The sequence below is a fragment of the Limnothrix sp. FACHB-1083 genome, assembly GCF_014696485.1.
GTDB lineage: Bacteria > Cyanobacteriota > Cyanobacteriia > CACIAM-69d > CACIAM-69d > CACIAM-69d.
Map to the genome: position 1 here is coordinate 161,609 of NZ_JACJQD010000011.1, position 12,279 is coordinate 173,887.

The 12,279-nt window shown below is 57.1% G+C and carries 11 protein-coding genes and 1 pseudogene; 2 read left to right on the plus strand and 10 right to left on the minus strand.

Annotation, left to right across the window (positions count from 1 at the left end):
* Positions 1 to 10 precede the first annotated feature (10 nt).
* The 8 genes from H6F46_RS14890 to H6F46_RS14930 form a co-directional block, all read right to left on the minus strand.
* Positions 11 to 742 carry an SIMPL domain-containing protein gene (locus tag H6F46_RS14890; RefSeq protein ID WP_190355528.1) on the minus strand — a complete coding sequence of 244 codons (732 nt, stop codon included), beginning with the start codon at positions 740 to 742 and terminating at the stop codon, positions 11 to 13.
* An 18-nt stretch (positions 743 to 760) separates the two neighbouring features.
* Complete coding sequence (locus H6F46_RS14895) at positions 761 to 1,258, minus strand: pentapeptide repeat-containing protein (protein WP_099532147.1); 498 nt, start codon at positions 1,256 to 1,258, stop codon at positions 761 to 763.
* Between the two features lie 170 nt (positions 1,259 to 1,428).
* Positions 1,429 to 2,829, minus strand: coding sequence for a cytochrome c biogenesis protein (locus H6F46_RS14900; RefSeq protein ID WP_347278341.1), 1,401 nt, complete (start codon positions 2,827 to 2,829; stop codon positions 1,429 to 1,431).
* 193 nt (positions 2,830 to 3,022) lie between these two features.
* Positions 3,023 to 3,784, minus strand: a complete 762-nt coding sequence (locus tag H6F46_RS14910) for a cytochrome c biogenesis protein CcdA (protein WP_099532149.1) — start codon at positions 3,782 to 3,784, stop codon at positions 3,023 to 3,025.
* Positions 3,785 to 3,947: 163 nt separating this feature from the next.
* Positions 3,948 to 4,391, minus strand: a complete 444-nt coding sequence (locus H6F46_RS14915) for a hypothetical protein (protein ID WP_190355530.1) — start codon at positions 4,389 to 4,391, stop codon at positions 3,948 to 3,950.
* A 262-nt stretch (positions 4,392 to 4,653) separates the two neighbouring features.
* Positions 4,654 to 5,004 carry a DUF1257 domain-containing protein gene (locus H6F46_RS14920; protein WP_099532151.1) on the minus strand — a complete coding sequence of 117 codons (351 nt, stop codon included), beginning with the start codon at positions 5,002 to 5,004 and terminating at the stop codon, positions 4,654 to 4,656.
* A 187-nt stretch (positions 5,005 to 5,191) separates the two neighbouring features.
* On the minus strand, positions 5,192 to 6,703 hold the full coding sequence (locus tag H6F46_RS14925) for an AAA family ATPase (RefSeq protein WP_099532152.1): 1,512 nt from the start codon (positions 6,701 to 6,703) through the stop codon (positions 5,192 to 5,194).
* A gap of 178 nt (positions 6,704 to 6,881) precedes the next feature.
* Positions 6,882 to 7,184 carry a hypothetical protein gene (locus tag H6F46_RS14930; RefSeq protein WP_242027975.1) on the minus strand — a complete coding sequence of 101 codons (303 nt, stop codon included), beginning with the start codon at positions 7,182 to 7,184 and terminating at the stop codon, positions 6,882 to 6,884.
* Positions 7,185 to 7,599: 415 nt separating this feature from the next.
* Here H6F46_RS14930 and H6F46_RS14935 point away from each other — a divergent pair, with 415 nt between their 5' ends.
* Together H6F46_RS14935 and recJ are read left to right on the plus strand one after the other, a co-directional pair.
* Positions 7,600 to 8,088: a flavin reductase family protein gene (locus H6F46_RS14935; protein WP_099532203.1), complete on the plus strand. Its 489-nt coding sequence runs from the start codon at positions 7,600 to 7,602 to the stop codon at positions 8,086 to 8,088.
* Positions 8,089 to 8,178: 90 nt separating this feature from the next.
* The gene (gene recJ / locus H6F46_RS14940) at positions 8,179 to 10,548 is read left to right on the plus strand and encodes a single-stranded-DNA-specific exonuclease RecJ (protein WP_190355531.1); all 2,370 of its coding nucleotides are present in this window, start codon (positions 8,179 to 8,181) and stop codon (positions 10,546 to 10,548) included.
* 60 nt (positions 10,549 to 10,608) lie between these two features.
* Here the strand turns inward: recJ and H6F46_RS14945 are convergent, their stop codons facing one another.
* Positions 10,609 to 12,132 (minus strand): DnaJ domain-containing protein, encoded by a 1,524-nt coding sequence (locus tag H6F46_RS14945; RefSeq protein ID WP_190355532.1) that lies wholly within the window; start codon positions 12,130 to 12,132, stop codon positions 10,609 to 10,611.
* 29 nt (positions 12,133 to 12,161) lie between these two features.
* Positions 12,162 to 12,279, minus strand: a pseudogene (locus H6F46_RS14950) (IS1 family transposase); the annotation flags it as partial.

The following is a 12,279-nucleotide window of genomic DNA, read 5'->3' on the forward strand; positions in this document are numbered from 1 at the left end:
GACGGCCGAACTAGTACCGAATGTGCAAAGTAACCGTGGCTTGGATCGTCTGCTCACCGGCCACCACGGGGGTGCTGGCGGCGGAGTCGGCCGCGCCTCGCAGCATGGGGCTGGGGATCGACATCATCGCCCCCTCTACCTGAATGCCCATCACTTCCTGCCGAGTTAGCCCCAAGGTTGCCAAAACCGCATCGGCCTGGGCTTGGGCATCACGGGTTGCTGCTGCCAAGGCCCGATTGCGCGCCGTGTTGTTGGTGGCATCATCGATCGTGAACTGCACCCCATCCACGCGGGTGGCTCCCGCTTTCACGGCCGCATCCATGAGCGCTCCGGATTCGGTGGCGGCAATTTCAAAGCTGACCGTGTTGGTGGCCACAAAGCCCACGGGTTTGCTGTTGTTGTCGTAGTAGGGGCTGAGATAAACGCCCGTGGTTTGCAGCTTTTGGACATTGCGACCCCGCAGCAGCGCCACCACCGCGCTCGATCGCTTGGCCATTTCCGCTTGGGCCGCTTCAGCGGTGGCGGCCCGGGCTTCCACCCCCAAGCTCACGCGGGCAGTGCTGGCGCTGACCAGTTCACTGCCTCGGCCCGTAACGGACAGGATTCGATTGAGCCGCTCTTGGGCTTGGGCGGGCAGAGCAGCGGCGATCGCCACAATCATGCCCAGCCCGATCGCCCCCAAGCGCAAACCAACGGCTGTTTCAAGGCGGGAAGATCTGTGGGAATTCAGCAAGCGCATCATGGCAAGGGTTAGCCATCCCTAGGGATGGGGTTCAATGGGTTCGTCGCCGCCAACCCCGATCGCCGTGTCCTGAATCGTCGCGCCTGTGAGGGTTAAGTCCAGCATCGACGCGCCGGTCACGTCCACGTCATTGAGGGTGGCGGCTGTGAGGTTTACCCGATCGAGCCTCGCTTGGGTCAGGATGGCATTGGTTAAGAATGTGCCGGTTAAATTAGCGTCCGTTAGGTCAGCACCGGTCAGATCGGCCCCTTCCAAGTTAGCGTTGGTTAAATCAGCCCCCCGCAAATTGGCATGGCGCAAGTCAGCCCCAATCAGGTGTGCTCCTTGCAGGTTTTGCCCCGCCAAGTTGGCCGCCGCTAAATTACAACCACCACAGAGGCCCGTTGCCAAAAGTTCTTTGAGGTCAGTGGGAGTCGTGGTTGCAGCGGGCTCCGCCGCCGCCCGCGAACCTACCGCACCGAGGAGCGCCGCTGCCAAGACGACACCACTAAGCCAACGCAGATGCCGATCGGTCATCACTCCTCCTACTTGCCCCGTGGAATGGGTTCTGGCAATGGTGAGCCGGGGGCAAGAACCTTTACTCTGAGCCTAGCGCGATCGCCCTGATCCCTCCGTGATCGGAGACGAATCTTAGGATTTAGCCATCGATAGCAATCTGCGAATTTGGCAAACTTCAAGACGATCGTTTAGGTTTCCGTCGCAGCGGGTGCTGGGGATGAGGCGATCGGGACAGTGGCTTGCAATTGCGCGATCGCCTCCAGCATTTCCCGCTCAAAGGTCACCTGGGCCCGATTGGTGCGGCCACCCACATAGAGCGATCGGCCCTCTTGCAACAGCCAGATTTGTGAGTGGGAAAAATAGCTCATCACCACGCCCACCATCAGCAATCCAAAGCCCAAATAGACGATCGGGATGCTGGGATCCGCCTTGATCTGTAGCCCCGTGCTGCCAATCAAATCATCCACGGCCAAGGTGAGGGTGCGATCGCCTAGGGTAATTGGGGTCGATCGGCCCACCCGCGTGGTGGCGATCGGGCGGCCCGTCGCGTCATAGATCAGCACCGCCCCTTGCAAATCTCGCGCCAGCAGCGAAACCCCCTCGCTCAAATCCGGTTTGGTGGGAACCCAAGTGCCCCAAATCCGGCCCGCGCCCGGCAGGTTCAGCTTGCCCATGGGTAGCTGAATTGATGGACTGTTGTTGATGCGTACCTTCACCGCTGCGATGCCCCAGTCGGTTTGGTACATGGTCACCCCTCGGTAGCGCAGGGGTTGATTCACAAAAATAGTTTGTCGATCGCGCTCTTGACCCGCTTGATCCAACACCGACAAATCTGAATAGAACTGGTCGATGTTGCCGTCCGGTAAATATTCAATCCAGAAGCGGTTGACCTTCACAGACCAATCTCGGGGCACATTACCCGCCGCCAAAGGGCCGCCGTCAATAATATTGGTGACTTGAAATGTTTGGCCGCTGGGAATCATTTCTTGGGCAATGAAACCAGTGAGCGCACCAATAATGCCGCCCAACAACACAATCAACATCCCCGCATGGACAATAATCGGCCCAATGCGGCCCACAATCCCCTTGCGTGCATACAAGCTGCTGCCTTCCGCAAAAACTCGGTAACCTTTGGCTTGCAAGAGAGGAGTGGCCGGGGCGATCGCGCTGCTGGCTTCCCCCAAGTCCAACCGGGCACTGAGGGCCAATTTCTCAAACTGTCTGGGGGCCCGGTAATAACTCCAATGCTGGGCAGCTTTTAGGGCCGGCCATTGGCGCAGGGCGGTGCAGGCGGCCAAGCTCGTGCCAAACAACACCAGCAGCCCCAAGTACCACCAGGTTCGATAGACGGTGTTCAGCCCCAAGGCCAGCAGCACTTTCCAGCTCAGGAAGCCAAACAGGGCCGGATCCTCTGGATAGTTTGCTTGATAGAACTCCAAGCCCTGGCCCTGCTCAATGACCGTGCCAGTGATGCTGGCCACCGCAATCACCAATAACAGGACGATCGCTAACCGCAGGTCAGCAATGATGCGCACCCCTGCGCGCCACCAGCTCCGCCCGATCGCTCCATCCAGGGGAGTTTGCTGCAATCCGTCATTTGCATCCATGGTTTTTGCCCTGACCTCAGTACTTTGGTCTTCCCTTAATTCGCCCTAGTGTGCCGATCCTGATGATTAGCGCATGATTAGCGCTGTGTTTTTGACCCTAATTCCCTAGCGTCTCATGGGGCTGGCAATCCGTTGACTGGCAATCCGTTGGCTGGCAATCCGTTGGTTATTCACCCTAGCCGATCGGTAACCGACTGAGCAGCGAAAATACGCCGAATCCCACCAATAACGCGCCACTGGTGGGCACAATCCAGCCCGATCGACTCCGCAGCGCCAACAAGCTCTTCAAAGAGGCGGCAAACGTGCCCACCAACACCAACGGCGACACATAGCCGATCGCATAGGCCAACAACAGACCCCCACCCGCGATCGGGTCGCGAGTGGCCGAAACCCATGCTAACAGTGCCGCTAAAACAGGCGTGCTGCAAGGGGAAGCCGCCAGCCCAAACGTTAGCCCCACCAAGTAGGATCGCAGCGATCGGGGAACTCCCGTCGGCACAGGAATCAATTGTCCCAGGGATGGAAACTGAAAGGGCAACACCTCCAGCAGATTCAGCCCCATCACGATCGCCACCCCGCTCACCAGCAACGGCAAGCCCCAACCCACCTGGCCATAAACCCGACCAAACCAGGCCGCCGCCACTCCCATCACGGCCAAGGTGGTGGCCAAGCCCAGGGCAAACCAGAGGGATTGCACCGCTGCCGCCCAGCGCGATCGCCCATCGGCAGGTTCCGACTCGCCTGAGGTATCATACCCCCCGAGATAGCCCACCGCGATCGGCAGCATCGACAACATACAGGGGGTCAAGCTGGTGAGCAGGCCCGCCCCAAACGTCACCAGCGCACTCCCCAAACTGGGATGAGCCAACTGTGCTTCCACCAACGCTGTCGCCCACTGTGCCAGGTGATATAAACCCGTTTGTACTGATTCCCACACCTGTGATCGCCCTACTTGTTCAGGAACTGGCTGGTTTGCCCTGGCCCAATGGCATGGCCCCATGGCATAGCCCTATGGCCTACAGGATTAATTTTAGGGGGTGGATGGAAATTGCCGATCGCCCCAGTTGCCCACTGCTCGGGTTAATCAACGGCGCTGCTCACTAGTCCAGCAACCAATCTATCAATCCCACCGGTTCCCAAATCAACACCGCCCAACTCAGCAGATACAGCCCGATCGGCAACAACCGGTAGCCCACCGCCCCTCTGGACTCTGTTTTGGCCCAGTAGCGCCAATGGGCAAAAATCGCCACTGCCGTCAGCACAAACCAAGGAATCAGGCTCAGAACGGTAAACCCCAGGGCCAAGCTGGCCGCCTGCAACCAAGCTTGATAAGCCGCGTCGTTGTGACCGAACAAATAAGGGTCATTGATCCAAGGCTGTGGCACTTTTCCTAAAATTCGGGTGGCTTGGAGGCAAGCCCCCGCTCCGGTGATCAGTAAGCTAATTGGGGCGATCGCCAAAATCCAGTGAGCCACCGTCATGCCCCGCCGTGCGATCGGGTGCATCATCACGGGCCGCAAATTCAGCCGAGGAAAGGATCGCATCCACTAAGACCCAAAAAACAAGTAATCAACTAATCAACAGCAACCAAGAGCAATGAACCCAAAAACCAAATAGCACCCAATCGCAAAAATCAGCAATTAACCAATAACAATTAACCAATAACAATCAAAAAAACCAGCCCATACCAACCAATAAACAGCAACCAATAAACAGCAATTAACCAACAACAATCAACCAATAAAATAGGCTGGCCGGGTAACCCGACCAGCCAGCAAGCTTAGGAACGCGCAGACAAAGCGGTTGCTACTGAACCACCAATTTCACATTGGCATTTTGCAGCCCAGGACGCTTCACCTCCGCCAGCGTCTTATTCACCGCATATTTTTGGTTGATCGAATTGATCAGCTCCGTTTGGTTGTGCTTCTTCGCCACACCCCACAGATCCGCAATCAGATCATAGGAGCCGTCAGCATTGCGCGACCAGCCCAGGTCATATTCCCCTTCCAGGATCGCAACCAGATCAGCGCGAACCCGCTGGCCGTTATAGCCACGCACATCGGCGCTGGTTTTGGTCTGAATGCCCAGGTCGCACAGGGATTGGCGCAGGATTTCCACATCAGTAATCTTGGTGCGCAGGGTGCTGAAGTGAGACATGAGGGTTTCCTCCTGTGGATGGAAATTGCGTGAACGACAACAACTAGGGGTTCAATGGCAAGCACGAAGTTGGGAGGCTTCGATGCTTGGTTTCAATGCGCTAGCCAACCGGGGTTCCAGATGCTGAACGGTTTGGAACTGGGGGGCTAGCCCTCCTCCCGTTGGGAGACGGGAGAAAGCTTGGGGGTCACCACTCCTGGCGGATGTAGTCCGCGACAGCAGCGGCGGCAGGACGGGCACGCTGGCGGGCCCAGTCGCGCAATGCCGTTACCTGCTCGGTCATGGTTCTCGACAGCGGCAGGGTTGCCTTGATCGCTGCGATGATGTCGAGTTGGGTAAACTCGCGATCTTGGGCAAAGGCTTCGTACATGGCCGCAAAGATGGCCTGTTCGATTTCTGCGCCGGAGAAACCATCGGAAACTTTGGCAAGTTGATCCAAATCAAAGCGGGAGATTTCAGAACGCCGCTTTTCGAGGTGGATTTGGAAGATTTCGCTCCGTTCGTCCTGGGTGGGCAAATCGACGAAGAAGATTTCGTCAAACCGGCCTTTGCGCAGGAACTCGCCGGGGAGCCGATCGACCCGGTTGGCCGTCGCCATCACAAACACCGGGGAAGTTTTTTCCTGCATCCAGGTCAGAAAGGAGCCAAAGATGCGGCTGGAAGTTCCTCCGTCGGAGTCGGCGGAACCGGCGGAACCGGCGAAGGCCTTGTCCAGTTCATCAATGAACAGGATGACGGGGGAAATTGACTCGGCGGTTTTGAGCACCATCCGCAGGTTCTTTTCCGATCGCCCCACGGTGGAGCCGTCGTAGATCCGCCCCATATCCAAGCGCAGCAGGGGTAAACCCCACAGCCGGGAAGTGGTTTTGGCAATCAGAGATTTACCGCAACCGGGCACACCCAAAATCAGCATTCCCTTCGGTTGGGGCAAACCGTATTCGCGGGCCCGCTCGGTGAAGGCGTTGGAGCGCTGAGTAAGCCACCGTTTCAGCTCTTCGAGACCGCCGACCGATTCGATCGTCTCGTCTTCGTCCATGTATTCCAAAATGCCGTTGCGACGAATCAACTGCTGCTTTTCGGATAGGACGATTTCGACTTCCGATTCGGTGAGCTTGCCGGTGCTCACATGGGCTTTGCGGTAGACCTTTTCGGCTTCGTCACGGGTGAGACCGAGGGCTGCTTTGAGCAGTTTCTCACGGGCGATCGGGCTGAGAGGGCGCGATCGGGTCTCTTCGAGTTGTTCACCCAACACCTGATCGAGTTCGTTCAGGGTGGGTAGGGGGAAATCCAACACCACGACTTCTTTTTCAAGCTCGATCGGGATTTCCTGAACCGGCGACATCAACACGATCGTTTTTTGCATCCCCTTAAACTGGGCGATCGCGTCTCGCAGCCAGCGCTTCACCCCTGGTGAGTCGATGTAGGGATGGAAGTCTTTGAGGATATAGATCCCGGGGTCGCGTTGGCGCACAATCCACTCGATCGCAGCTTCCGGCGAAACGGTGTTGTGTTGCGTAACCGTGCGGGGTTGGCCATATTCCACCACCCCATGGGTCACTGTCCAAACAAACAGACGGCGGGGTTGCGTTTTGGATTGGGCAAGGCGGGCGATCGCCTGTTCAGCGCGTTCCTCTTCATAGGTTAGGAGGTAAACCAGCGGATATTGCGCTCTGACCAGGACGCTTAGTTGCTCTTGCATAACCCTCGACCCATTCCGCTTGAGTTGGACATGCGACGGACTAGCTCAGAGACTGGAAATTGCTCTCCATCTAGCCCAACGTGATTAGCCAAAGTGATTAGTAAGTATCTAGCGAGTCCTGAGCGAAATCCTTAAGGGGCTAACCCGCAACCGGAACTGAAGCCATTTGGCAGTTGCTTCAGCAAGGGACAAGGCTTTCGCTGTTGGAATCGTCCGTGTCGCTACTGGGAGCTTCCTCCTCAGCGGACTCCGGAGCACCAGCCCGAACCGTCAGGGCCCGTTCGATCGACAGCGTATCTTCGGCAAGAATGCCAGGCTGGCTTCCAAGACCAACCAATTCACCGTCACGCAGGACTGTGGAGGTTTGACAGACAGGGCAGCTATAGACCCGGTGGGTACGCCCGTAGGGTTCGCTGTGCTCGTCAATTACCTCAGGGTGTTCGAGGTAAAAAGCCACGGCCCTTTCGACAATTGCGGACATGGGTTCCGACTCAACTGCCGCCCGGATTTTGAGTTGACGATGCAACTGTTGGGGGAAGTAGAGCGTGACTTTTTGTTTGTCCTGTTTGTCTTGCATATAACTACAAATGAATTACCCGGGTATGAATGTTAAGGTATCGGGGCAACGCTAGTCTGTCAAGACAGAAAGCCGTCTTGCTGTCTTTTCCGTAATCTTTCTTTACACAAAATCCAAGCCTTCATGGCTCAATTCACGGCGCTAAAACGGGTTAATCGGTGATTGGGTGGAACTTTGAGGGCGATCGGCTGCGATACACTCAGCAAGGGATTTGCAAACGGCGACGCGATCGATCATTGACATCCACAATTGGCATTCGTGATTGACATTCGTGGCCGTTAGTTGCCCCGCCTATTCACCCGATCGAGGAGTTCGCACCATGCTCGATGAACAAGCCAAAAAGACCATGCTCCGGAAAATTCCCCACGGCATCTATGTTTGTGGCGTGCGGGATGAGGCGGGCGAAGATGTGAACGCCTTTACGGCCAGTTGGGTCATGCAAGGCTCATTTAAGCCGCCTTTGGTGGTGAACTGCGTGAATCGGGAATCTGGTTCCCACGCCATGATTGAAGCGAGCGGCGTGTTTGCGCTGACGGTGTTGGAAGCGGGCCAAAAGGATTTGGCGGCTCAATTTTTTAAGCCCCGTCGCCGGGTGGGCAACAAGTTTGAAGACATCGAGTTCTATTTGGGCGAAGCGACGGGCTGCCCAATTTTGCCGGACTCCCTGGGCTATGTGGAGTGCAAGGTGGTTGGCTCGATCGCCCATGGCGATCACACGGTTTTTGTGGGCGAAGTGATTGGCGCAGGCATCCATCGGGAAGGAGAGGCCCTCACCCTAGAAAGCACCGGCTGGAACTACGGCGGCTAGGTGTGGCTTGGTTGACTCCCTGGCTGAAATTGGCTGGTTTCGTCAGCTTGTTTCAGTTGGCCCGTTGTAGTTAACCCATGGATTTTGCCCATGGATATTGAAGCGGCTTGGCAATTCCCGATCGAACCTCCCCCGGTGGATTGGGTGGCGGCGGTGCAATCAATGCTCGATCGCCTGGATGCGGTGCAGGTGGGCAACCCGAAGGCGGCGGATCTCAAAGAAAGTCGTTCACCGCAAGGCGATCGGGCCCGGTGGCTGGCCCAAGTGTTGTGGGAACGGGGTTGGCGTGATCCGCGCACCTTGGCCGGGTGGCTCTCGGCGGAGCACTATCAACCCACGGGGCCAGAGGGGTTTGGCTCCGAGATGGCCCAGGCGATCGCGCGGTTGGTGTTGGCCCATGAACGGGGCGATCGGGTAGCCATTTGGGGAGATTTTGATGCGGATGGCGTGACGGCCACGGCGGTGCTGTGGGACGGGTTGGGGCAGTTTTTTCCCCAGGGCGATCGGCTCACTTATTTTGTGCCCGATCGCCTCAAAGAATCCCACGGGTTATCCCGATCGGGGTTGGTGGCCCTGGCGGCGGCCGGTTGGCAACTGATCGTGACCTGCGACACGGGCAGCACCAACCTGGCGGAGTTGGCGATCGCGCGGGATTTGGGCTTGGAAGTGATTGTGACCGATCACCACAGCTTGCCCGACCAACGGCCGGACTTGGTGGCGTTGGTGAACCCGCGCGCACTCCCGATCGATTCGCCCTTGGCCAGCCTTTCGGGTGTGGCTGTGGCCTACAAATTGGTGGAAGCCCTTTACCAAGCCTTGCCCACGGTTCCCCAACAGCCCCTCTCGGCCTTGCTGGATCTGGTGGCGATCGGGCTAATTGCGGATTTGGTGGAACTGCGGGGCGATGCTCGGTACTTGGCCCAAGTGGGATTGCAGCATCTCCAAAAAACCGATCGCCCCGGATTGCAACTGTTGCTGGAGCGATGCAAGAAAACGGGCGATCGCCCCTCTGATATTGCCTTTGGCCTGGGGCCGCGCATCAATGCGGCCAGCCGCATCTATGGCGATGCTCACTTTTGCATTGAACTGCTGACCAGTCGCGATCGCGATCGGTGTCGCCAATTAGCTGACCAAGTGGAAGCGGCCAACAGTCGCCGCAAAGCCCTGCAAAACGATGTGCTGTGGCGGGCCCGATCGCGCCTGGCCGCCGCCGATTGGTCTACCACCGCCGTGATTGTGTTGGCGGAAGCGGGTTGGCCCTTGGGCGTTTTGGGGCTAGTGGCGGGTCAACTGGTGCAGGAATTTAACCGCCCCGTGGTGTTGCTGACCCTGGAAGGCGACATGGCGAAGGGATCCGCCCGATCGCTCCCGGGTCTGGATTTTTATGAAGTCCTGAAGCAACAAACCCATTTGCTCGATCGATTTGGGGGCCATCCCCTGGCAGCGGGGTTGGCTTTGCCGGTGGCCAATCTGGATTTGTTTACCCAAGCCCTGGAACGGGAAGTACGTCAACGCTGCCCAGCCCGATCGCCCCAGCCCATCACGGCCGATTTGACCGTCACCGTAGCAGACCTGTTGCTCGATCGGGGACGGGCCCTGTTTCAAGCCCTGAAGTGGCTGGAACCTTGCGGTATGGGAAACCCGGCTCCGCGTTTGCTGATTCGGCAAGTTCGGTTCCAAAATCTGCAAGTCCGCCGCCTGCACCTGGGATCCCAAAAATTGCGGTATCTCTACACCCGCTTTGAAATTCAAGATGATTCGGCTACCGAACCTTTCCCGGGCATTTGGTGGGACTGTTTGCCGGAAGCCATTCCCAAGGGTTCCTGTGACTTGGTGGCGGAGTTGGATTTCAATGCCCGCGATAAGTGCTATCAATTGCGGCCCTTGGCAGTGCGCCCAGCCGATCGCCCCTTGGTGCGCGATCTCGCTGGTACGATTCCCGTTTGGGATTATCGGCAAGGGTTACCTGCCGCCGAATTGCCATCGCCCAACGAGATGTTGTGGGTTAATCAATGCCCCACCCGTTGGGAAGACTGGCAGCAAATCGCCCGCCAAGCCCTAGACGATCAACGCCCGATCGCCCTGACCTATCAGCCAATTTTGGAACCCAGCCCCGATCGCACCTGGCAAACCCTTTTGGGGATGGCGAAATATCTCAGCCGCACCGGCCAACCCGTCGATCGAGCAGTCTTATCAGCGCGATTAGCCCTCAGCCCCCAAGCAATTGAACTCGGCCTCAATGCCCTGGCGGCGATCGGCCTGAACCCAATGGAGCAGGATGGCCACCTGAGGTTTCAACCCCAAGCCTTGGATGCGATGGAAACTGAAGCGACCACCCGATCGCGGGCGATCGCACAATTTTGGGCGATCATCCAAGAAGAGCGCTTTCACCATCAATATTTCGCCACCATGCCCCCAGCAGCACTCCAGGATCTGGATCCGCGCCTCCAACCCCATTGATCACCCTTGATCGCAACGATCTCGAAGAGAGAAAGGTGGGAGTTCAGCCAGTTGCAAACCCTACTCTCCAATAAGCATGACAGCTCCCGTTTCCAAGCCACAGAAGATCCGTTTGCCATCGGTGACCACTGCCCGGCCAGGCGCTGGCAAACTCAGGGTTTTTAGCGGGCGATCGGTCGATAGGTTCCAAAACTGAAGCGTGCAATCATCTCCTGTGCTGAGGAACCAAGTGCTATGGGGAGCAAACGCGATCGCTCGCACTGACCCTTGATGGCCCCGTAACAATTGGGTAGTGGGTTTGGGGGAGGCCAGGGATAGTTGAATCGTTGCTCCTTGGGCTAGGGCGATCGCCCGTCGATCGGGACTCCAAGCCAGAGCATTCACCGGCTGTGAGAGTGACCATCGCCGCTGAATTTTGGACTGTTGTAAATCCAGCAACTGTAGCCCGCAGGACTGCCCGCCCAATAATGCTGACCGACCGCAGGCACTAATCACAGCGTTCAAGTCAGATCCTTGCGGTGCGCGTACTTCCGAAGAGCACTGTTGCTCGGTGGCTGACCACCGCAAAGTTGATCGCCCCGCTTTCAAGTCCCAATGGCAAATCGTTCCTTGGGTATCAACACTCCACAATCCAAACCCGTCAGGTGCAAACCTCAAAGCGTTAATCCCAGCCCCAAAGTTTAACCACCGTTCATCCAGTGTTGCCCCCACCCGTTGCCGCCGACCATCCCAAATCCAAATCACACCATTGGCGGAACCGATCGCCCACAGATACCCATCCCGACTCGCCGCCAGCGCCGTTAGTTCTCCCTCAAATTGCCGTGATTGTGATCCATTTGCCGCAGCATCAAGGCCCTGTAGTTGCAGCCATCGATCATGGCCGATTGTTCCTAGCCGTAATCCCGAAGCTTCCAAGACCATGGCGATGACCGGGCCCTGATGGTTCAAGATTGGCCCGCGCACGGCGCTGAAGCGATTCACCATGGATTCGGGGGTGGTGGTGGCCGGTGGCGCAGGAGGGCGAGCACTAGATTTCTGGCGTGCCTTTCGATTCCGTTGCAGTTCCTGAATTTTTTGCCAATCTTGTCGAGCCAGATAATCAGACCCCTTGCGCCTAGCCACTTCATAGCGCAACTCATAGGCTGCTAAGTAGTCCGGTTCTAGGCGAATTGCGTCGTTCAGATAGTTTTGGGCCGCCGTGTAGCTCCCTCGTGCCATGCAGTCGATCGCATAGCCATAAAAAATTTGAGCAGGCGATCGGGCAGGCCCAGGCCGGGATGAGACCCGAACACGATTAGCCCTGGCTGTTGTGCCTTGGGTTGTGGCGGGTGACGGCGGTTGTGAAGGCTGGTTGGTTACGGGTTGAGTGCCGATTTGGTTCAGGTGTTCCTTGATTTGCCGATAAGCTGCATTAATTTGCTTGAGTTTTGCTTCTGCGATCTTGCATAGCTCCGGATCCTCAGTAAATCGATCGGGATGCCAAACTTTGGCTAATTGGCGATAGGCTAACTTGACTGCTTCGATTGATGCATCAGCCTGAACTTCTAGTAATTGATAGCACTGAGTCAGAGTCAGTTGAGACATGCAGCGACCCAGAAGTGTTGGGTAGTGAATCAGATTAATGTGGGATAGGTAGCAATGTCATGCCAAGTCCATGCCCTAGTCGCTAATCCCGCTCGTTCAGCAGCCGTGGTTTTGAAACGACTATGCTGCCAAATCCAGTTGAAATAA

Coding starts and splice junctions, on each gene's coding strand:
- recJ (WP_190355531.1), top strand. CDS start 8,179: ATGGATATTGAAGCGGCTTGGCAATTCCCGATCGAACCTCCCCCGGTG.
- H6F46_RS14890 (WP_190355528.1), bottom strand. CDS start 742: ATGATGCGCTTGCTGAATTCCCACAGATCTTCCCGCCTTGAAACAGCC.
- H6F46_RS14895 (WP_099532147.1), bottom strand. CDS start 1,258: ATGACCGATCGGCATCTGCGTTGGCTTAGTGGTGTCGTCTTGGCAGCG.
- H6F46_RS14920 (WP_099532151.1), bottom strand. CDS start 5,004: ATGTCTCACTTCAGCACCCTGCGCACCAAGATTACTGATGTGGAAATC.
- H6F46_RS14925 (WP_099532152.1), bottom strand. CDS start 6,703: ATGCAAGAGCAACTAAGCGTCCTGGTCAGAGCGCAATATCCGCTGGTT.
- H6F46_RS14935 (WP_099532203.1), top strand. CDS start 7,600: ATGCTCGATGAACAAGCCAAAAAGACCATGCTCCGGAAAATTCCCCAC.
- H6F46_RS14915 (WP_190355530.1), bottom strand. CDS start 4,391: ATGCGATCCTTTCCTCGGCTGAATTTGCGGCCCGTGATGATGCACCCG.
- H6F46_RS14930 (WP_242027975.1), bottom strand. CDS start 7,184: ATGTCCGCAATTGTCGAAAGGGCCGTGGCTTTTTACCTCGAACACCCT.
- H6F46_RS14945 (WP_190355532.1), bottom strand. CDS start 12,132: ATGTCTCAACTGACTCTGACTCAGTGCTATCAATTACTAGAAGTTCAG.